The organism is Synechococcus sp. PROS-7-1 (genome assembly GCF_014279795.1).
Classification (GTDB): domain Bacteria; phylum Cyanobacteriota; class Cyanobacteriia; order PCC-6307; family Cyanobiaceae; genus Synechococcus_C.
On sequence record NZ_CP047945.1, the window covers coordinates 1,598,983 to 1,617,040 of the forward strand.

At 61.9% G+C, this 18,058-nt stretch carries 24 protein-coding genes; 11 read left to right on the top strand and 13 right to left on the bottom strand.

The window, feature by feature from the left end:
* Positions 1-8 precede the first annotated feature (8 nt).
* Genes SynPROS71_RS08740 through SynPROS71_RS08750 form a run of 3 tightly spaced genes read right to left on the bottom strand, consistent with a single transcriptional unit; the run spans position 9 to position 2,871 of the window.
* A complete protein-coding gene (locus SynPROS71_RS08740) occupies positions 9-1,427 on the bottom strand; it encodes an NAD(P)(+) transhydrogenase (Re/Si-specific) subunit beta (protein ID WP_186594527.1) in 1,419 nt (472 codons plus the stop codon).
* Positions 1,427-1,732 carry an NAD(P) transhydrogenase subunit alpha gene (locus SynPROS71_RS08745; protein WP_006041802.1) on the bottom strand — a complete coding sequence of 102 codons (306 nt, stop codon included), beginning with the start codon at positions 1,730-1,732 and terminating at the stop codon, positions 1,427-1,429. Before SynPROS71_RS08745 ends, SynPROS71_RS08740 begins: the two co-directional genes overlap by 1 nt.
* On the bottom strand, positions 1,732-2,871 hold the full coding sequence (locus SynPROS71_RS08750) for a Re/Si-specific NAD(P)(+) transhydrogenase subunit alpha (RefSeq protein WP_186594528.1): 1,140 nt from the start codon (positions 2,869-2,871) through the stop codon (positions 1,732-1,734). Before SynPROS71_RS08750 ends, SynPROS71_RS08745 begins: the two co-directional genes overlap by 1 nt.
* A gap of 122 nt (positions 2,872-2,993) precedes the next feature.
* Between SynPROS71_RS08750 and SynPROS71_RS08755 the strand changes: the two genes are divergently transcribed.
* Positions 2,994-3,572: an EF-1 guanine nucleotide exchange domain-containing protein gene (locus SynPROS71_RS08755; RefSeq protein WP_186594529.1), complete on the top strand. Its 579-nt coding sequence runs from the start codon at positions 2,994-2,996 to the stop codon at positions 3,570-3,572.
* A 54-nt stretch (positions 3,573-3,626) separates the two neighbouring features.
* On the opposite strand, the gene SynPROS71_RS08760 is transcribed toward SynPROS71_RS08755, so the two are convergent.
* Positions 3,627-3,803, bottom strand: a complete 177-nt coding sequence (locus tag SynPROS71_RS08760; RefSeq protein ID WP_186594530.1) for a hypothetical protein — start codon at positions 3,801-3,803, stop codon at positions 3,627-3,629.
* 180 nt (positions 3,804-3,983) lie between these two features.
* On the opposite strand from SynPROS71_RS08760, the gene SynPROS71_RS08765 reads away from it, so the two are divergent.
* The 3 genes from SynPROS71_RS08765 to trxB all read left to right on the top strand — a co-directional run bounded on the left by SynPROS71_RS08765 (position 3,984) and on the right by trxB (position 7,177).
* Positions 3,984-5,342, top strand: a complete 1,359-nt coding sequence (locus tag SynPROS71_RS08765) for a DEAD/DEAH box helicase (protein ID WP_255442505.1) — start codon at positions 3,984-3,986, stop codon at positions 5,340-5,342.
* 96 nt (positions 5,343-5,438) lie between these two features.
* A complete protein-coding gene (locus SynPROS71_RS08770) occupies positions 5,439-5,687 on the top strand; it encodes a hypothetical protein (RefSeq protein WP_186594531.1) in 249 nt (82 codons plus the stop codon).
* Positions 5,688-5,815: 128 nt separating this feature from the next.
* On the top strand, positions 5,816-7,177 hold the full coding sequence (gene trxB, locus SynPROS71_RS08775; RefSeq protein WP_186594533.1) for a thioredoxin-disulfide reductase: 1,362 nt from the start codon (positions 5,816-5,818) through the stop codon (positions 7,175-7,177).
* Positions 7,178-7,180: 3 nt separating this feature from the next.
* Here the strand turns inward: trxB and infA are convergent, their stop codons facing one another.
* Entirely contained in the window at positions 7,181-7,450 is a 270-nt protein-coding gene (infA, locus tag SynPROS71_RS08780) for a translation initiation factor IF-1 (protein WP_006041809.1), read from the bottom strand.
* 231 nt (positions 7,451-7,681) lie between these two features.
* Here infA and SynPROS71_RS08785 point away from each other — a divergent pair, with 231 nt between their 5' ends.
* Both SynPROS71_RS08785 and SynPROS71_RS08790 read left to right on the top strand, forming a co-directional pair.
* Positions 7,682-7,930 carry a Nif11-like leader peptide family natural product precursor gene (locus tag SynPROS71_RS08785; RefSeq protein ID WP_186594535.1) on the top strand — a complete coding sequence of 83 codons (249 nt, stop codon included), beginning with the start codon at positions 7,682-7,684 and terminating at the stop codon, positions 7,928-7,930.
* Positions 7,931-7,932: 2 nt separating this feature from the next.
* Positions 7,933-8,544: a pseudouridine synthase gene (locus SynPROS71_RS08790; RefSeq protein ID WP_186598008.1), complete on the top strand. Its 612-nt coding sequence runs from the start codon at positions 7,933-7,935 to the stop codon at positions 8,542-8,544.
* Here the strand turns inward: SynPROS71_RS08790 and SynPROS71_RS08795 are convergent.
* From SynPROS71_RS08795 to SynPROS71_RS08815, 5 genes are all read right to left on the bottom strand, one after another.
* Positions 8,519-9,298 carry a methyltransferase domain-containing protein gene (locus tag SynPROS71_RS08795; protein ID WP_186594537.1) on the bottom strand — a complete coding sequence of 260 codons (780 nt, stop codon included), beginning with the start codon at positions 9,296-9,298 and terminating at the stop codon, positions 8,519-8,521. The two genes, SynPROS71_RS08790 and SynPROS71_RS08795, sit on opposite strands and share 26 nt — an antisense overlap.
* Positions 9,298-9,513 carry a hypothetical protein gene (locus SynPROS71_RS08800; RefSeq protein ID WP_186582917.1) on the bottom strand — a complete coding sequence of 72 codons (216 nt, stop codon included), beginning with the start codon at positions 9,511-9,513 and terminating at the stop codon, positions 9,298-9,300. Before SynPROS71_RS08800 ends, SynPROS71_RS08795 begins: the two co-directional genes overlap by 1 nt.
* 69 nt (positions 9,514-9,582) lie before the next feature.
* Complete coding sequence (locus SynPROS71_RS08805) at positions 9,583-10,545, bottom strand: NAD(P)H-binding protein (RefSeq protein ID WP_186594539.1); 963 nt, start codon at positions 10,543-10,545, stop codon at positions 9,583-9,585.
* Positions 10,546-10,599: 54 nt separating this feature from the next.
* Complete coding sequence (gene petM / locus SynPROS71_RS08810) at positions 10,600-10,698, bottom strand: cytochrome b6-f complex subunit PetM (RefSeq protein ID WP_011933540.1); 99 nt, start codon at positions 10,696-10,698, stop codon at positions 10,600-10,602.
* 39 nt (positions 10,699-10,737) lie between these two features.
* A complete protein-coding gene (locus SynPROS71_RS08815; protein WP_255442077.1) occupies positions 10,738-11,916 on the bottom strand; it encodes a N2,N2-dimethylguanosine tRNA methyltransferase in 1,179 nt (392 codons plus the stop codon).
* Here SynPROS71_RS08815 and SynPROS71_RS08820 point away from each other — a divergent pair.
* Both SynPROS71_RS08820 and ilvN read left to right on the top strand, forming a co-directional pair.
* Positions 11,903-12,883, top strand: coding sequence for an alpha/beta fold hydrolase (locus SynPROS71_RS08820; RefSeq protein WP_186594543.1), 981 nt, complete (start codon positions 11,903-11,905; stop codon positions 12,881-12,883). The genes SynPROS71_RS08815 and SynPROS71_RS08820 overlap by 14 nt on opposite strands.
* Positions 12,880-13,410, top strand: a complete 531-nt coding sequence (gene ilvN / locus SynPROS71_RS08825; RefSeq protein ID WP_186594551.1) for an acetolactate synthase small subunit — start codon at positions 12,880-12,882, stop codon at positions 13,408-13,410. The genes SynPROS71_RS08820 and ilvN overlap by 4 nt, the downstream gene beginning before the upstream one ends.
* Before the next feature lie 16 nt (positions 13,411-13,426).
* Here ilvN and SynPROS71_RS08830 read toward each other — a convergent pair whose 3' ends face one another.
* Positions 13,427-14,116 carry a peptidylprolyl isomerase gene (locus tag SynPROS71_RS08830; RefSeq protein ID WP_186594553.1) on the bottom strand — a complete coding sequence of 230 codons (690 nt, stop codon included), beginning with the start codon at positions 14,114-14,116 and terminating at the stop codon, positions 13,427-13,429.
* Positions 14,117-14,123: 7 nt separating this feature from the next.
* Positions 14,124-14,660 (bottom strand): photosystem I assembly protein Ycf4, encoded by a 537-nt coding sequence (locus SynPROS71_RS08835; protein WP_011933545.1) that lies wholly within the window; start codon positions 14,658-14,660, stop codon positions 14,124-14,126.
* A gap of 221 nt (positions 14,661-14,881) precedes the next feature.
* Between SynPROS71_RS08835 and psbD the strand changes: the two genes are divergently transcribed.
* Entirely contained in the window at positions 14,882-15,937 is a 1,056-nt protein-coding gene (psbD, locus tag SynPROS71_RS08840; RefSeq protein WP_006041823.1) for a photosystem II D2 protein (photosystem q(a) protein), read from the top strand.
* Positions 15,921-17,309 (top strand): photosystem II reaction center protein CP43, encoded by a 1,389-nt coding sequence (psbC, locus tag SynPROS71_RS08845; protein WP_011933546.1) that lies wholly within the window; start codon positions 15,921-15,923, stop codon positions 17,307-17,309. Before psbD ends, psbC begins: the two co-directional genes overlap by 17 nt.
* A gap of 70 nt (positions 17,310-17,379) precedes the next feature.
* Here psbC and SynPROS71_RS08850 read toward each other — a convergent pair whose 3' ends face one another.
* Positions 17,380-17,544, bottom strand: a complete 165-nt coding sequence (locus tag SynPROS71_RS08850; protein WP_186594554.1) for a hypothetical protein — start codon at positions 17,542-17,544, stop codon at positions 17,380-17,382.
* A gap of 80 nt (positions 17,545-17,624) precedes the next feature.
* On the opposite strand from SynPROS71_RS08850, the gene SynPROS71_RS08855 reads away from it, so the two are divergent.
* The gene (locus SynPROS71_RS08855; RefSeq protein WP_011933548.1) at positions 17,625-17,852 is read left to right on the top strand and encodes a hypothetical protein; all 228 of its coding nucleotides are present in this window, start codon (positions 17,625-17,627) and stop codon (positions 17,850-17,852) included.
* Positions 17,853-18,058: the final 206 nt, after the last annotated feature.

An 18,058-nucleotide genomic window follows, 5' to 3' on the forward strand; every position in this document is an offset into this window, starting at 1 on the left:
CGCGCGGATCACTTCTTGCCGACACCGAGCTCTTTGAGCTCGCCCAGCAAGTCGCCCAGCACCTTCTTGGCATCACCAAAAACCATGGAGGTGTTGCCCAGGTCGAACAGGTCGTTCTTGATACCGGAGTAGCCAGCACTCATGCCCCGCTTGACGACAAACACGGTGCGGGCCTGCTGCACATCGAGCACGGGCATGCCGTAGAGCGGCGAGCTGGGATCGTTCTTCGCCTGGGGATTGACCACATCGTTGGCGCCGAGCACCAACACCACATCGGTGGCAGGGAACTCGGGGTTGATCACGTCCATCTCCTTGAGCTGCTCGTAGGGCACATCGGCCTCAGCAAGCAGCACATTCATGTGACCCGGCATGCGACCAGCCACTGGGTGAATGGCGTAATCCACCTGAATACCAGCAGCCTCCAGTGAGCGCGTGACCTCGCGCAGGGTGTGCTGGGCCTGAGCCACGGCAAGGCCATAACCGGGCACGATCACCACCCGCTCAGCTGCCTCCAGGGTGAGGGCACATTCCTCCACACTGCAACTGGTGATGTTGGTGTATTCACCACCACCGCCTCCGGAAGCAGCACTGGCGCCCAGAGCACCACCAAAGAGCACCGACACCAGCGAACGGTTCATGCCATTGCACATCACCTGAGTGAGGATCAGGCCAGCGGCACCGACCATGGCGCCCGCCACGATCAGCAACTGGCTGCCCACCACGAAACCGGCAGCGGCAGCCGCCACACCGGAATAGCTGTTCAACAGCGAAATCACCACGGGCATGTCTGCGCCACCGATCGGCAGGGTGACGCCGATGCCCAGCAGACCGGAGGCCACCACCAGCAGCCACAGCCCCTGGGTGCCGTTTCCATCCGCGATCAGCTTGATGGCGGCCACAAGAGAGGCCACCGCAAGGGCGATGTTGACCACGTGACGGGCCTTGCTCTGCATCCAGGCGGGCGTGGACAGCCAGCCCTGGAGCTTGGCCATGGCCACGATCGAGCCCGTGAAGGTGATGGCACCCACGAACACGGAAATCACGATGGACACCACGGCCACCAGTCCCGAGGCCTCGAGCTGGAGCGGGAAGAAGGCTGCGGCAAGCGCCACCAGCAGCGATGACATGCCACCACAGCCGTTGAACAGGGCCACCGTTTCCGGCATGGAGGTCATCGGAACCCGCTGGGCCGTAATGGCACCGAGAACGCCGCCGATCAGCGTGCCGATGATGATCCACGTCCAGGCCGCGGCCGAAATACCGGATGTACCGAGATAGTTGATCAGAAGGCCCAGAACAGCCAGGGCCATCGCCACAGCGGCCAGCTGGTTGGCACTGCGGGCAGAGCGCACTTTCGACAAGCCCTTGATGCCCAGGGCGAGCAGCAGAACGGCAACCAGTTCAAAGGCGTACTTGAGAAAATCCATCAGCGGTTCTCCTTGCGGGCGGGCTTACGGCTGAACATGGCCAGCATGCGATCGGTGACCAGGAAGCCCCCGATCACATTGAAAAGGGCAAAGCCCAGGGAGACGGCCCCGAGAATCAGCAGCACCAGGTTGTCCCCGGAGCGGATGATTGCGGTGAGCGCGGCCAGCACGGTGATGCCGGAGATGGCATTGGCCCCACTCATCAAGGGGGTGTGCAGGGTGGGTGGCACCTTGCCGATCAGTTCCAGTCCCAGAAGGCTGCCGAGCAGCAGCACCCAGAGGAACTCCACAAAGCTTGTTTCCATCAGTTGGCTCCTGGGGTGAGAACGTCGCTGCGGCGGATGTTGCCGTCCTGACTGATCAGGCAACCGGCAATGAGCTCATCCTCAAGGTCGAGGGTGAGCTGGCTGTCTTGAAGCATGGGCTGCAGCAGCGCCAGCAAATTTTTGGAGTAAAGGAAGCTGGCGTGGTTGGGAACGGAGCAGGGGAGGTCATTGGCTCCGATCAACTTCACGCCCTTGCGATCCACGGTCTGGGAGGGAACGGTGTCGGCGCAGTTGCCGCCCTGAGCGACGGCCAGATCCACCACCACCGCCCCGGGGCGCATGCGATCGAGCATGTCTTCACTGATCAAACGCGGCGCACGCCGACCTGGCACCTGTGCGGTGCAGATGGCCACGTCGGCCTCGGCGAGCTGATCCGACAGCTGCTGACGCTGGGCCGCGAGGAAGGCATCGGAGGCCTGTTTCGCATAGCCACCCGACTCAGCGGGTTTGTCCTCCATCTCGGGAGGGTCGATGAAGCGGGCACCGAGGGATTCCACCTGCTCCTTCACAGCAGGCCGGATATCGCTGACGTAGACCACAGCACCAAGCCGGCGTGCGGTTGCAACGGCCTGAAGGCCGGCCACCCCTGCACCGAGCACCACAACCCGGGCAGGCTGAACCGTGCCTGCTGCGGTCATCAGCATCGGGAAATAGCGATCCAGCGCCGCCGAGGCCAGCAGGACCGACTTGTAACCGGCGATATTGGCCTGAGAAGAGAGTGCATCGGCTGACTGGGCACGGCTGATGCGAGGCAACAGCTCGAGGGCCATCGCCGAAAGACCGCAACGCTTCAGCGCTGCATCGAGCTCGGCATTGGCGTAAGGAGCCAGCAGACCCACCACCAGCGCACCACGGCGCAAGCGGCCGAGATCAACAGGGGAGGGTGACTGAACGCACAGCAGCACGTCGGCTTCTCCCCAGGCCTGACTGTCTCCTGGAGTCACCAGCTGCGCGCCGGCCTCGGCGTAGGCCTCATCGAGAAAGCCGGACGTCCGTCCGGCTCCCCGTTCGAGCACCACCCGACAACCGAGAGCGATGAACTTCTTGACTGTTTCCGGTGAGGCCGCAACGCGGGTTTCCCCCACCGCTGTCTCCACCGGGATCAAAAGTATGGGCAAGATCGTGATGCCGCCGACCGAGGCGAGGTTAGGCCGTCGCCGGATTCCGCCTGGATCTTTTCTGAAGAAGCAGATCAGCGAGGGCTGTTGATGGCTATGGAAAGGATCCTGTTTGCAACACCATGGGACTCACAGCGATCGAATGCCCAGACGGCGTCTGCCACAGCCATCACGGCGGCCACGCCGTTGAGCGCAATGCCATGGAAAAGCTGCTGGCCGACCACGGCCGCGAATGGTGCGAGCGGCTGGCCGAGCGCATCTACGAGATGTCTGTGGACACCTTTTCCCAGACCGTGATGCCCAGCCTCCACGCCGCCGGTTGGCAGCGACGCCACCTGGACTGGGAGTTCAAGCTGAGCGAGCAGGATTCAGAACCCGACCGCACCCTGGTCGACGGCATCATCAATGCCACCGAAAGCTTTCTGCGCAGCAGTGAGGTGCACCGCCTGTTCATCCAGGAACTGGTTCAGGGCACGTTTGACGAAGCCTCAGACGACCACCTGCGCAGCCAGGCTGTGCGCCAGCTGATCGAGGAAGAGATTCTTGGACTGCTGGAATCGCAGCGGGAGCAGCTTCTTCAACGGGTCAGCACCCGTTTGCTCGAGCCTGCAGGAGGACGGATGGACCGAGCCCATCAAGCCGCTGAGGATGGACTGGTGGAAGTGGAGCGGTTGCTCTGCAACCACACCGAATCGCTCTGAACAACAGGCGAAACGCAAGAGGAGTTAAGACGGACGAGCAGGACCTGAATGCCTTCAGAACAAGGGCATCAGTTCCTGCTCAACTGACTGCGCCATGGGCCGGCGGCCTTGGTGATGCAGAAGCCTGGCGCGAAGAATGAGCGGATCCAGATCACAATCGAGGGGCCAACAGCGCTCGAGGGAGCGCCTGGATTCAGGACCGGACATGGGCTTGTAGCGACGTCGGGCCATAGCAGAGAGGGGCGAAAACCCGAGGGCTGATGGTCGGAAGGTAAGGGTGGCGAAAGCGATTGGAATGGTTAGAAAGACCTATCTTTCCGATCCGCCATCACGACGCCGTCTTTTGCTCTCGGTGGAGTTGCACCCAACAACGCGATCCGGCCCCGTCAGTGGCAGCAGCAACTGATCCAGCTGCTGCGCCGACGCCTGGATCCGATTGCTTCTGGATCGCGGGATGTGCTGATCCATGCGGGGCCTGGTGCGGGGAAGACCCTCGGCGCCCTGCTGGCCTTCCAGGCGATGCAGAAGGAAGGGCGTCTGAATCGCGTACTTGTGTTCTGTCACCGCACCTCGATCCTCGAGCAGTGGCAACGGGCGGCAGAGCGCCTGGGACTTCGTCTTCAGCCCTGGAACGGTCCCGGCAGTGCCCCGCTCCAGGCCGACGGATGGCTGGTGAGTTACCAGGGGGCTGGTCGACAGTCTGAGGCGCTCAAAGCCGAGATCGCCCTGTGGAGCCATGGCACGCATCTGGCGATCGCAGACGAAGCCCACCATCTCGGGGTGGAGCCGGAAGAACCTGAAGGGCCGGTTTGGGGTCGCACGTTTCTGGAGCTGAGCCAGAGCGCCAGGCTGCGGCTGGGGCTGACCGGAACCCCCTTCCGGGCCGACAACCTTGCGTTCTGTGCCGCTCGGAGAGTGGAAGTGGAGGAGGCCGGTGAGCGGATGGAGCAGATCCAACCCGATCTCAGTGTGGAGCCGCGGGAACTGATCGCGGCTGGGGATGTGAGACCGCTGGAATTTCGCTTCCAAGACGGATGGGTGGAACACAGCCAGGAGGGTCAGCCCGACCGGGAGGTGTCGCCGTTGTCGTCTGAGCAGAGGGAGAGCTGGCGAGCGCGCAACCTGCGCAGAGCCATCCGCCTTGCGGACAGCAGCAGCATCGCCCTGCAGCTGCTGCTGCGGGCCCGAACCCAACTGGAACGTGTTCGCCAGCACCACCCGCGTGCGGCAGGTCTGGTGATCGCTCGGGACATCGACCACGCCCGAACCATCTCCTCCCTTCTCGAAGAGCAGGGCGACCGGGTGGACCTTGTTCACTCCCAAGACCCAGGCGCCTCGGATCGACTGAACCGCTTTGAACGCGGGGATGCCGACTGGCTTGTGAGCATCGACATGTGCGCCGAAGGATTTGATGCCCCCCGACTGCGGGTGGTGGCCTATCTCACGACAGTGGCGACCCGAAGCCGTTTCATCCAGGGCATCACCCGGGCCGTCCGTCTCTGCGGGGATCGGGCCAGCAAGGAGGCGATTCCCCGCGATCCCTCCTTTGTGTTCGCGCCGGCCGACCCCCTGTTGATGCAGTACGCACGCAACTGGTCGCTGTCTGAGCCATATCGCATTGCGGCTCCTGCCAAATCAGACACGCCTGAGGAGTGCGCGCAAGGAGGCTCATGGCGAGGGCCGAGCCTGCCCCTGGAAGCCGTCGGCGACGGTGCTGGTGCGGTGATCCGTATGCGAACCCCGGAATTACCTCAATTTTTGCAGCGCTGAAAACATCTTCTCGTAAGAAAAAATGCGACGGTCTGCAAAATCAGGCCTGATGGAGCGCCATCAGCATTCAGCCTGGGCACCATCTGGGAGACAGTCATGGACGCAGCTCTAGAACGTCGCGTCAGCGTTGCCACCTGCTGGGCAACAACCCGGATTGCAGTGCTCGACAGCGCTGAGCGCTACGAAGACAGCTATGCGGTAACCCAAGAATTCCGGGAATGGATTCTCTGTATCGGGGAGCATCCGGAGATGCTGGAGGATTCCGTGATGAGCCTGAAGCAATCCAATGGGAAGCGTCGCCCCCTGCATGCAGACCACGCCTCAGAAGATTCACTTGAAATCTAAATAAATTCTTAAATAGCCAATTTTCTGATCATTCCGATCAGAAAAAACGCGACCAAATTGCCAACAAAAAAAGCCCATCAGCCGGCCCCGACCACCTACACTTAACTCATAGTCACTCCGCATTAGCCATGGCGGTCGAAAACCTGGTGATCGTGGGGTCTGGCCCTGCTGGGTACACCGCAGCCATCTACGCCGCCCGCGCCAACCTCAACCCGCTTCTGATCACGGGATTCCAACGGGGTGGAATTCCAGGTGGGCAATTGATGACCACCACCCATGTGGAAAATTTCCCTGGGTTTCCCGATGGCGTCCTAGGTCCTGACCTGATGGACCTGATGAAGGCCCAAGCGCAACGTTGGGGAACACGCTTGCTTGAGGCCGATGCAGACCGCATCGACTTGAGCCAGAGGCCCTACAGAATCGAAGCCGATGGCGACACGATCGAGACCCAGGCTCTGATCATCGCCACCGGTGCGAGCGCCAATCGCCTGAGCCTCCCCAATGAAGAACGCTTCTGGAGCCAGGGAATCAGCGCCTGCGCCATCTGCGATGGCGCGACGCCCCAGTTCCGCAACGAGGAATTGGCCGTGGTGGGAGGCGGTGACTCCGCCTGCGAAGAGGCTGTGTATCTAACGAAATACGGAAGCCATGTGCACCTGCTGGTGCGCTCCGACCGCCTGCGTGCCAGCGCCGCCATGGCCGACCGGGTGCAGGCCAACCCCCAGATCACCGTGCACTGGAACACCCAAGTGGCCGACGCCGAAGGCGGTGAATGGCTTAGTGGGCTGCGGCTCCAGCGCCGAGACAGCGGCCTGGAGGAGCACCTTCCAGTGAGGGGAATGTTCTATGCCATCGGCCACACACCGAACACCGAATTGGTGCGTGACCAGCTCCATTGCGATGGCACCGGTTATCTGATCACCCAGCCCGGGCGCCCGGAAACCTCCAAAGAGGGGGTGTTCGCGGCCGGAGATGTTGCGGATGCGGAGTGGCGCCAAGGAATCACCGCTGCAGGGAGTGGCTGCCAGGCAGCCCTGGCCGCCGAGCGATGGCTCAGCCACAACGACCTGGCCCAATTGGTGAAGCGCGATCAGGCCGAGCCCGCCAAGGCGGACACACCCAAAGCCACAGCGGAAACAACGGAATCCACCTACGACCCTGATGCGCTCTGGCAGAAGGGAAGCTACGCCCTCAGGAAGCTGTACCACGACAGCCAGAGGCCGCTCCTGGTTGTTTACACATCCCCGAGCTGCGGCCCCTGCCACGTGCTGAAGCCTCAGCTCAAGCGTGTGCTCGATGAACTGGGAGGGCGCGCTCAGGGGATCGAAATCGATGTCGAGGCCGACCAGGCCATCGCTGAACAAGCTGGCGTGAATGGCACGCCCACCGTGCAGCTCTTTTACGACAAAGAGCTCAAACAGCAATGGCGAGGAGTGAAGCAGCGCAGCGAGTTCATGGCCTCGATTCGCTCACTGCTGCCTGAGAGCTGAGCCTCAACGGCGGCGCGGTCCCCCGGGGCGGTTGCCACCGGGACGACCACCTGGTGCCCCAGCATTGCGTTCCCGGTACGTGATGCGACCTCGGGTGAGGTCATAAGGACTGATCTCCACCAGCACCTTGTCACCCGCGAGCAGTTTGATCCTGAATTTGGTGAGCTTGCCGGCCGCACGGCAGAGGCATTGATGACCTGCGGGCTGCTCGAGGGTGACCAGGTAGAACCCGTTGCCCTGCTCTTTTTCAATCACACCCGAGGTTTCAATCATGCGCCGGAATAGACCTGAATCAAGAATCACTGAATTTTAGAAGGCCATCGGCGCTGCGCTCAGTCGCAGCAGCGGAACCCCGTCCCTAGGGTCAGCCTTCTCGCATCAAGGTTCATGATCCTGCCCCCGCTGTCGATGGACCTAGGCCTGCTGATGATTTCTATCGGGGCTGTGAATCTGTGGCGGTCACGGCAGAAATCCACTTAATCTTCGAGAAAAGCGCCCAAATCCGTGTCCGAGTCAGCCCTCGTTGCCTTTGCATCCCTGGTGCAGTCTGATTCTCAGGTGAGAGAGCAGGTCAGACAAGCCGAAAGCCCCCAGCATGTGGTGGATCTCGCCAAGGAGCAGGGTCATGAGTTCACCCAGGCAACGATGATGAAAATGCAGGCCGAAAAGATGAAGCACCTGCATGACGACCACCTGAACAAGGCCTCCAGCTGGGGAGAGGCTCTGCTTCTCTGCTTCGGAGGCCATTCCTGACCCTGCTGCTTCACAAGCCATTTGGGGTTCTCAGTCAATTCACCCGAGAGCCCGGCAGTCGCTGGGGTTGCCTGGCCGACTGGGTTGACGTGCCGAATGTGTACGCAGCCGGCCGGCTGGACGCGGACAGTGAAGGATTGCTGCTCCTCACCGAAAACGGACGCCTGCAGCAACGGCTCACCGACCCCCGATTCGGCCACTGGCGAACCTATTGGGTGCAGGTGGAAGGTCTGGCGGACGATGCCCAACTGGCTTCCCTTGAACAAGGGGTGGTGATCAAAGGGCAGCGCACCCGTCCGGCCCGGGCGTCATCCCTCGCCCCAAGCATCTGGCGTGAACTGCCGGAGCGAACACCTCCCATCCGCGAGCGTCGCTCGATCCCCACCTCCTGGCTCAGCATCAGCCTGCGCGAAGGCCGCAACCGCCAAATCAGGCGGATGACCGCGGCCGTGGGCCTGCCGACCCTGCGCTTGATTCGCAGCAGCATCGATTTGATGGACGGCAACCCTCCTCTCAGCCTTGAGGGCCTGGCTCCCGGTCAATGGAGACCGGTCAAGCCGGAAGAACAGGAGCGACTCAAAGCCTTGCTCAGGCCCCAGGGAGCACGCCGGTGAGGGTGACCGCCCGGAACTCAATCCCCTCCACCACTCTCCAGGGCGTGTCGGAACGGTCGGCATAGGCAACCTGCTCAAAACCAAGGGCACGGAAGTCGTCCAGAAAGGCATCCTCAAGCCAGGCGCCGCTGATGCAACCGCTCCAGAGTTCAGGATCCTGCTGAAGACTCAGCGGCACAGGTCGATCGCACACGATGTCGCTGATGGCGACACGCCCACCCGGACGCAACACCCGGCGGATGTTGGCCAAAAGTGCAGCACGGGCCGAAGGGTTCACCAGATTGAGCACACAGTTGCTCAACACCACATCCACGCTGGCGGATTCAATCAAGGTGGAGCCTGATGCCGTTGCAGCATCCAGGGCTTCAATCGCACCCTTCACAAAGCGCACGTTGGCGAATCCAATGCGGTTGGCCACCACCGGAGCTGCCGCGCAGGACAGGGCCAGCATGTCGTCGTTGCGATCCACACCGATGACCGACCCGCGTTCACCAACCACCTGAGAGCAAATAAAGGCATTTTTTCCGCTGCCGCTTCCGAGATCGAGCACATCGTCGCCAACCTGCACCCATCGGGTGGGATCACCGCATCCGTAGTCGCGCTCCACCACTTCAGCAGGAATCACCTGCAACAGTGACGCGTCAAAGGCGACAGGGGTGCACAGGCAAGCTTCCTGTTGATGGGCCGCTGCTCCATACCGTGATTCAACGGCCTCGGTCTGGTCCAAAGACGGTCCACAACATTGTTCAGCCATCACCCCAGGGCCTCCTGCAGCTCTCGTGCGGTCATCCATTGACCGTAGTAATAATTGGCGCTGGCCCGGCGATCGCTGTCCTCAAGGCCGTCGAAGGCATCGAATCCCAAGGTGCGCCAGAGCTCATGCCCGCACGTGCGCGTGAGCTCGGTTTCCGCCTCACGGCAGAGGTTGTCGAGCCGTCGCTGCAGATTCTTGACTTGAGCAACCGACATAAAACAAAGCGGGCGGGCCCCGACTTTAACGAAAACCAGTACAAATCAACCACTCGCCAGTGGAGGGCTTCAGAACGGCAGCTTTTTCTTGGCGTCCCTGTCGAGATCCGCCTCCATGGCACGCAAGCGCTTGAGAATCGTGTCGTAGTACTCCCGGATGTACTCCTCCAGGCCGGTGACCTCCGAAGCATCGATGCCGAAATGGCTGTAGCTGGACTCCATCGGTGCATCGAGGGCACCGCCGCCACCGGTGACTTCGGCAAAAGCCAAACGCTCCGCCACATTCACCGCAGGCTCGAAGAAGGAGCAGGCACCTTCCATCAATCGCATCAGCACGGGGGGCACGCGGAACACCCGAGCTGACTTCCCGGAGGCCAGCTCACAGAGCTGAACCACCTCGCCTGTATTCCAGGCTTTCGGACCGACCACCGGGAAACTGCCGCGCACCGTTTCCGGATGATCCAGAGCAGCCACCGCAAAGCGGGCCATGTCTTGGGTGTTCATGTAGGCAATCGGCGTGGGACTGCCGCTCACCCAGACGGTCTGGCTCTCCAGCACCGGAATCGCGAACTGACTGATCACCCCCTGCATGAAGGCAGCACCCTGGAGGATGGTGTAGTCGAGGTCTGACTCCTGGAGCAGCTTCTCGGTGCAGTACTTGATGTCCATCAATGGAACATCGCGGTGCTTCTCTGCGCCCAGCAGGGAGAGAAACACAAACCGCTTCACCCCGGCGCGTTCACAGGCTCTGAGCAGATTGAGTTTGCCGTCCCAGTCGGTGACATAAACACTCTGGGGATCGTTGGGGCGGCTGGTGGCCGCATCGATCACAGCGTCCACCCCATCGAGGGCGTAATCGAGGCTGGCCGGCTCGAGCAGATCACCGCGGGTGAGCTCACACCCCCACTCCTGCAGAAAGGGGGCTTTGCGCGGAGAACGCACCATGCAGCGCACATCGTGACCCTGATCCAAGGCACGACGGGCAATCTGCCTGCCCAGGGTTCCCGTACCACCAACCACCAGAACCTGCATGGGGCTCGCTCTTCCAAGGCAGGAGCCTAAGGGGCGTCCAACCTTGTTTGAGGGTCAGTCCTTCTGAAGCTTCAGGAGCAGGGCACCACCGGCCAGACCCACAGGAATCAGCACCCAGAACACCGCTGCAATGCCGAAAATCTCTGAAGCCATGGGGATGTGTTCACGATCAGCACCTATTAAAGGCTGCTCTCAGGCCAGATCGGCACACCGTTGTAACAACACCTTCCATGGCGCATCCGTGCGTAGCTGCCCGGCCATCACGCCACTGACGCCAGCCCAATAGCCATCCCCCTGCAGCGCCTGCACAAGCCTGTGCAAGGGAGGCGGGCCGGCAAGCCCGAGGCGTTGCGCCAGCTCATCGGTGGACCAGCAACACACCGGTAACCCCGGATCCGCCTGCAAGCGCTCGAGCAGCCGCCGGCTGGGGGGCGCCAGGGAGTGGGGCATGGCTTCACTCAGGGTGAGCAGCTCCTGCAGCAGCGCCGGGGACTGCAATGGACCCAGCCAGAGTGGCCCCGACACCGCCCAGCGCCCCACCTCAGACAAGCAAGAGCAGGCCCGCCAGCCGCTGAGCTTCAGCACAGGCTGAACGGCTTGATCACCGCAGTGTTCGCAGCGGGCGAGGAGGCCCAGGCTGCCTTCCTCATCCGCACCAACACGGCGATGCAGGCGCACAGCCAAGCGGAAGGTTCGCCCATCGCTGAAGCAAGCCAGCGGTTCAAGCCCTCGGCCCAACATCCAGGCCTCCCGCGCTAACGCTGCAAGTTGCAGCCGCAAGGCCAACTCCCAGCTGGATGGATGGGCCCGTGCTGCCGCAGCAAACCGCCGCACAGCGGCCACCCGGTCATGGCCTGTGGGCGAGCGACCATCGGTGCTGGCGAGGATCAACACCCCACCGAAGCGCAGCACCGCCAGTGCCGACTGCAACAGCCCGTTCGGGCAACCAAAGGCATCGAGATCAATCAGATCGAAACGGCGCTGATCGAGATAGGCCTGCCGCAGCAAACGTTCGGCAGGCTGTTGGCTGAGCGCGAGGTCCACGCCGGCGTGGCCAGACAGCGGCTTGAGATTGGCCTGGAGGGAGTCCATGCGCTCGGGATCGGCGTCATTCAGCCAGAGCGCCAGCGGGTGCGGCGACTGGGGCGCGCTTTCCAGCCCCCAGCGCAAGCCACGAATGCCGCAACCGGCCATCAGGTCCAGCCAGTGCTGGGGCCCCTCGGCCCGGGTGGCCTGATGGGCAGCCAGAAGAACAGACAAGTCCCGGGACGGGCGGGACTGCACCCGGAAGAAGCCCGATCCCGTCTGCAAACAGGCCGCGCCTTCGCGATAGTGAGGATCCTGGGAGTCCAGCCGCGTGCCTGCAACCACCCTCCAGCCTGCCTCCACCGGTGCTGACTGGGGCGATGCGGCCACCTGGACATGGCAGGGATTCCAGTGCCACTGGCGCGTTCTCGGCGCCAGAAGCGCCCCTGCAGTCGTTCTGCTGCACGGCTTCGGCGCCAGCAGCAGCCACTGGCGTCACAACGCCGGCCCTCTGGCTGACGCTGGCTACCGCGTGTATGGCTTGGATCTGATCGGCTTCGGCCGCTCTGACCAGCCTGGCCTTCAGCGCCGGATGGCCCTCGACAACCGCTTGTGGGGACGGCAACTGGCCGCCTTTCTCGAACAGGTGGTGCAGTCACCGGCGGTGCTGGTGGGCAACTCCCTGGGCGGTCTGACCGCTCTCACCACCGCCGTGCTGGCCCCCCGACTGGTGGCAGCGGTGGCCGCCGCCCCCCTGCCGGACCCAGCGCTGATCAACCCGGTCGCCTTACGACAAAAGCGAGGGGCGAGGCGACTCAGGCGCGCCATCGTGACGGTGCTGTGCAGGTTGCTGCCGCTGGAGCTGGTGGTGCCGTTCATCAGTCGCACGCCACTGCTCAAGGCAGGACTACAAGGGGCCTACAACCGTCCCATCGGCATGGACCGGGAACTGCAGCGCCTGATCGCTCAGCCAGCGCGACGACGCACGGCACCCAGAGCGCTGCGGGCGATGAGCGTCGGCATGGCCCTGCGCCCAAGAGGCGCCACGGCACCGGCCCTGCTGCAGCAGCTGCGCCAAAGCCCGCAGCCCCCACCCGTGCTGTTGCTCTGGGGACGTGACGATCGCTTCGTGCCGTTGCTCATCGGTGAACGTGTGCAGACCGAACACCCCTGGATTGAGCTCAAGGTGGTGGAGAACAGTGGCCATTGCCCCCATGACGAAACCCCCGAACGGTTTCATCAGGAGCTGCTGCACTGGCTGGACCGTAATTTGGGACACGAACACGCACCCAGGATCGAGCAACAGGCATGAAGCACACCCTGTCGGTTCTGGTGGAAGACGAATCCGGTGCCCTCAGCCGCATTGCCGGTTTGTTCGCCCGGCGAGGCTTCAATATCGACAGCTTGGCCGTGGGCCCTGCGGAGGCGGAGGGACACTCGCGGCTGACGATGGTGGTGGAGGGCGATCAGCAGACCCTCCAGCAGATGACCAAACAGCTGGACAAGCTGGTGAATGTTCTGCAGGTGCTCGATCTGTCCCAGCGCCCCGCAGTGGAACGGGAACTGATGTTGATGAAGGTGTCGGCACCCGCCAGTCAGCGCAGCGCCATTCTCGAGCTGGTGCAGGTTTTCCGGGCCAAGGTGGTGGATGTGGCCGACGACGCCCTCACCCTGGAGGTTGTGGGCGATCCAGGAAAACTGGTGGCGCTTGAACGCTTGATGGCTCCCTATGGCATTCAGGAAATCGCGCGCACAGGGAAGGTCGCCTTGGAACGTGCCTCAGGTGTGAACACGGAACTTCTCAAAGCCTCGATCTCAGGCGGGCGGGTTCCGGCCTGAGATCGAGGCTTTTAGATCAGAGCCCAGGCGTGAGCAGGGTGGCTTTGATGATCTTGTCGTCCTGACGGATGGCATCCACCACGTCCATGCCCTCGGTGACTCGGCCGAAGACGGCGTAGCGACCATCCAGTTCTGGCAGGGGCTTCAAGGCGATGTAGAACTGCGCGCTCGCAGAATCCGGTGACTGGGATCGGGCCATGGCCAGGGCGCCGCGGGCATGACTGAGCTTCAGCTTCAGCAGTTCGCTGGGGTTGCTCACCACGCGCCCGTAGCGGGGTTGATCCTCACCGTCAAACGCCACCTCCAGGGGAATGAAGCGGGCCTGGCCGCTCTCAGGATCGATGAAGCTGCCGTTGCCGTATTGAGCCTTGGGCGTTTGGGGATTGCTCGAGGCAGGATCGCCTCCCTGCACCACAAACGGAACGGGCTCCCTCACAACGCGATGAAACACGGTGCCGTTGTAAGTGCCGCGCTTCACCAGATCCACAAAATTGCCGGCCGTAACCGGAGCCGCATTGCCATCCAGCTCAAGGGTGATCGTTCCGCGGCTGGTCTCCATAGCAACGCTGGCCTTGCCCTGAAGGCAGGGGCTCGAGGCCTGCTCACACCCATCCGGAACAGAGGCGGTGGTGGTGGTGGCACAGCTCACCAACAGAGGAACGCAGAGCGCCAGGGTGATCAGAGCGCGAAATGTACGGTGGAGCATGGTGCGATCAGAGTCCCTCGAGATTCACGCCCAGAAACCGGGCGAGTTCGGCTCCATCCTGCTCCAGCTGGGCGAGGGGGAGAGGTTCTCCCACGCGGGTGAGCGGCATGTCGCGCCGGCCCTGCACGCGCAAGGACACGCGCCTGCGCGTGTTGAAACCATCGCGCACTTCCACCTTCACAGCCTGAACATCCTTCAAAGGAATTTCAACGCTGATCGGCTTGCGGAATCCACGGCGGGAGATCGTGATCACCCCGGCCTGCTTGTCGAAGCGGTTGGAGCCCGATCCCACATCGATGGCGATCACCGCCCAGAGGTATGTGGCCAGAAGGGCTGCAGCAATGCTGTAAAGACCCATCACCAGCCCTTGCGGGACAAACACCAACCCGGCCGGATGTCCTAGGGGCAGCAGGTCCCGACCGAGATAACTGGACAAGGAGGCGAACAGGAAACCCACTCCGCCGATGGTGACCATGGCAGCAACCAGGATGTTGGACAGGCGGCGCGATCCCAGCACCGGCTGTTCGAGCAGTTCAGCGGCCATCGAAGCCTGGAAACAGCGCACATTGTGAACGCTGATGCCGTTGCGCGGACGGCACGTGCAAGACCTGCCACAAAAGGACCCGGAAAAACGAAAGAAAGAGGAAAGAAACGCTCCGATACAACGGATTTCAGCTGTGGGCGATCAGCCCCGCAGACCCCGTTGAGATTGTTAAGGTCGCCAGGTATCCCACAGCCTGCGGGTAACCGCACCGTTCTCCTCTCATGACGATCGCTGTAGGACGCGCGCCACAGCGGGGATGGTTTGACGTCCTCGATGACTGGCTCAAGCGCGACCGCTTCGTATTTGTCGGCTGGTCCGGCATTCTTCTCTTCCCAACGGCCTATCTGGCCATCGGTGGCTGGCTCACTGGCACCACCTTTGTCACCTCCTGGTACACCCACGGCATTGCCTCGTCGTACCTGGAAGGTTGCAACTTCCTCACCGCTGCTGTGTCCACCCCCGCTGATGCGATGGGTCACAGCCTGCTTCTTCTCTGGGGACCTGAGGCCCAGGGCGACTTCGTTCGCTGGTGTCAGCTCGGCGGCCTCTGGGCCTTCGTGGCACTCCACGGCGCCTTCGCTCTGATCGGCTTCATGCTCCGTCAGTTCGAGATTGCTCGTCTGGTGGGCATCCGCCCTTACAACGCCATCGCCTTCTCCGGTCCGATTGCGGTGTTCGTCAGCGTCTTCCTGATGTACCCCCTCGGCCAGAGCAGCTGGTTCTTCGCGCCCTCCTTCGGTGTGGCTGCGATCTTCCGCTTCCTCCTCTTCCTCCAGGGCTTCCACAACTGGACCCTGAACCCCTTCCACATGATGGGCGTGGCCGGCATCCTCGGCGGCGCACTGCTGTGTGCCATTCACGGCGCCACCGTGGAAAACACCCTGTTTGAGGACGGCGAGCAGGCCAACACCTTCAAGGCGTTCGAGCCCACTCAGGAAGAAGAGACCTATTCCATGGTCACCGCCAACCGCTTCTGGAGCCAGATCTTCGGAATTGCGTTCTCCAACAAGCGCTGGCTGCACTTCTTCATGCTGTTCGTGCCTGTGATGGGCCTGTGGACCAGCTCCATCGGCATCATCGGCCTGGCCCTCAACCTGCGCGCCTACGACTTCGTGTCGCAGGAAATCCGCGCTGCAGAAGATCCCGAATTCGAGACCTTCTACACCAAGAACATCCTTCTCAATGAAGGTCTGCGTGCCTGGATGGCACCGGCTGACCAGCCGCACGAAAACTTCGTCTTCCCTGAAGAGGTTCTGCCCCGTGGAAACGCCCTTTAATTCCGGTCTTATCGCCACTGGCGGTAAAGACCTCGACTCCACCGGCTACGCCTGGTGGTCTGGAAATGCCCGCCTGATCAACCTGTCCGGCCGTCTGCTGGGTGCCCACGTGGCCCACGCTGGTCTGATGGTGTTCTGGGCCGGCGCCATGATGCTGTTCGAGGTGAGCCACTTCACCTTCGACAAGCCCATGTACGAGCAGGGCCTGATCCTGTTCCCCCACGTCGCAACCCTCGGTTACGGCGTAGGACCTGGTGGTGAGGTCACCGATCTCTACCCCTTCTTCGTGGTGGGTGTGCTGCACCTGATCAGCTCCGCCGTGCTCGGCCTCGGCGGCCTCTATCACGCCCTGCGTGGTCCTGAAATTCTCGAGAACTACTCCACGTTCTTCTCTCAGGACTGGCGTGACAAGAACCAGATGACCAACATCATTGGTTATCACCTGATCCTTCTGGGCGTCGGCTGCCTGCTGCTGGTCTTCAAGGCCATGTTCTTCGGCGGCGTCTACGACACCTGGGCCCCCGGCGGTGGTGATGTGCGTCTGATCACCAACCCCACCCTGGATCCTGGCGTGATCTTCGGTTATCTGTTCCGCGCCCCCTTCGGCGGCGAGGGCTGGATCATCGGTGTGAACTCCATGGAGGACATCATCGGTGGCCACATCTGGTTGGGTCTGACCCTGATCTTCGGTGGCATCTGGCACGTGATCACCAAGCCTTTCGGCTGGGTGCGTCGCGCCTTCATCTGGAACGGTGAGGCTTACCTGAGCTACAGCCTCGGCGCCCTGAGCTTCATGAGCTTCATCGCCTCGGCTTACATCTGGTTCAACAACACCGCTTATCCCTCGGAGTTCTACGGCCCCACCAACGCCGAAGCCTCCCAGGCCCAGAGCTTCACCTTCCTGGTGCGTGACCAGCGCCTCGGCGCCAACATCGGTTCCGCCATGGGCCCCACCGGCCTGGGCAAGTACCTGATGCGCTCACCCACCGGTGAAATCATCTTCGGTGGCGAAACCATGCGTTTCTGGGACTTCCGTGGTCCCTGGCTGGAGCCCCTGCGTGGCCCCAATGGTCTGAGCCTCGACAAGCTGCAGAACGACATCCAGCCCTGGCAGGTGCGTCGTGCCGCTGAGTACATGACCCACGCACCTAACGCGTCGATCAACTCCGTGGGCGGCATCATCACCGAGCCCAACTCGGTGAACTTCGTGAACATCCGCCAATGGTTGGCTGCCACGCAGTTCATCCTGGCCTTCTTCTTCTTGATCGGTCACCTCTGGCATGCGGGCCGCGCCCGTGCTGCTGCTGCCGGTTTTGAAAAAGGCATCGACCGTCAGGCCGAGCCCACGCTGGCTATGCCCGACCTCGACTGATCCACGGATTCATTCCCAACGATCGTCATTCAGCCCCTGCCGCAAGGCGGGGGTTTTTTATTGGATTGGCTCATTGACTACGGGTGGTGTCACCCGCCGTCGCCGGTTGGGCCGGTTCAAAATTCTGAACGGCATGCCGATAGGCAAAGCTCAGAGAGAAAGCGGCGCCGATCACTACAACAGCACCAACCCCTGCGAGCGCCGCCAAGCGGCCAACGATGGTGCGGAGTCTCATCGAATCAAGGAAGAGCGAAACGTTTGCACAAGCAGAGTTAGCAAAATTTTGCTAACAGTTGAGTCAACGGCTCTGTCCTGATGACCAAAGCTGAAAAGCATGCCTTGGTGAAAAGTGCTCTACTCGCCTTCGGTTGGCCACTGGCCTTGAATCATTTTTACGAGGGCGATTCGGGCACAGGCATTGTTGCCGTGCTTTTAACGTGGATTGCCTGGGCATCGATTGTGGGCATCATCTTCTGGATGATTCCTTTTTTCACAAAGCTCTTCCAATATCTCAAAGAGTTTGAAGGCAATAATGGATTTTGAGCATCAGTGCTGGAGTGCGGAATCGAGATAGCGATCGATTAAAAGACGTCACCGATGATCACTCCAAGACCAAAAAATGACCTGCACTCAAGAGGACAAACAGAATAAGCACGATGATGATGAGCCGGTGGCACCAATGAAATCCATTCGGATGCAAGTTCAGATCCTTCGGGCAGGCCAGTGACTCGCACTGGGAGCACTTAGCC

Bases quoted from the DNA above. Each gene is read 5' to 3' on its own strand.
- SynPROS71_RS08795 (WP_186594537.1), bottom strand. From the start codon at position 9,298: ATGGCTGAACAATGTTGTGGACCGTCTTTGGACCAGACCGAGGCCGTT.
- petM (WP_011933540.1), bottom strand. From the start codon at position 10,698: ATGGCTTCAGAGATTTTCGGCATTGCAGCGGTGTTCTGGGTGCTGATT.
- infA (WP_006041809.1), bottom strand. From the start codon at position 7,450: ATGATTGAAACCTCGGGTGTGATTGAAAAAGAGCAGGGCAACGGGTTC.
- psbD (WP_006041823.1), top strand. From the start codon at position 14,882: ATGACGATCGCTGTAGGACGCGCGCCACAGCGGGGATGGTTTGACGTC.
- SynPROS71_RS08835 (WP_011933545.1), bottom strand. From the start codon at position 14,660: ATGGCCGCTGAACTGCTCGAACAGCCGGTGCTGGGATCGCGCCGCCTG.
- SynPROS71_RS08855 (WP_011933548.1), top strand. From the start codon at position 17,625: ATGACCAAAGCTGAAAAGCATGCCTTGGTGAAAAGTGCTCTACTCGCC.
- SynPROS71_RS08850 (WP_186594554.1), bottom strand. From the start codon at position 17,544: ATGAGACTCCGCACCATCGTTGGCCGCTTGGCGGCGCTCGCAGGGGTT.
- SynPROS71_RS08755 (WP_186594529.1), top strand. From the start codon at position 2,994: ATGGGACTCACAGCGATCGAATGCCCAGACGGCGTCTGCCACAGCCAT.
- SynPROS71_RS08830 (WP_186594553.1), bottom strand. From the start codon at position 14,116: ATGCTCCACCGTACATTTCGCGCTCTGATCACCCTGGCGCTCTGCGTT.
- SynPROS71_RS08760 (WP_186594530.1), bottom strand. From the start codon at position 3,803: ATGGCCCGACGTCGCTACAAGCCCATGTCCGGTCCTGAATCCAGGCGC.
- SynPROS71_RS08805 (WP_186594539.1), bottom strand. From the start codon at position 10,545: ATGCAGGTTCTGGTGGTTGGTGGTACGGGAACCCTGGGCAGGCAGATT.
- SynPROS71_RS08800 (WP_186582917.1), bottom strand. From the start codon at position 9,513: ATGTCGGTTGCTCAAGTCAAGAATCTGCAGCGACGGCTCGACAACCTC.
- SynPROS71_RS08745 (WP_006041802.1), bottom strand. From the start codon at position 1,732: ATGGAAACAAGCTTTGTGGAGTTCCTCTGGGTGCTGCTGCTCGGCAGC.
- trxB (WP_186594533.1), top strand. From the start codon at position 5,816: ATGGCGGTCGAAAACCTGGTGATCGTGGGGTCTGGCCCTGCTGGGTAC.
- ilvN (WP_186594551.1), top strand. From the start codon at position 12,880: ATGAAGCACACCCTGTCGGTTCTGGTGGAAGACGAATCCGGTGCCCTC.
- SynPROS71_RS08740 (WP_186594527.1), bottom strand. From the start codon at position 1,427: ATGGATTTTCTCAAGTACGCCTTTGAACTGGTTGCCGTTCTGCTGCTC.
- SynPROS71_RS08770 (WP_186594531.1), top strand. From the start codon at position 5,439: ATGGACGCAGCTCTAGAACGTCGCGTCAGCGTTGCCACCTGCTGGGCA.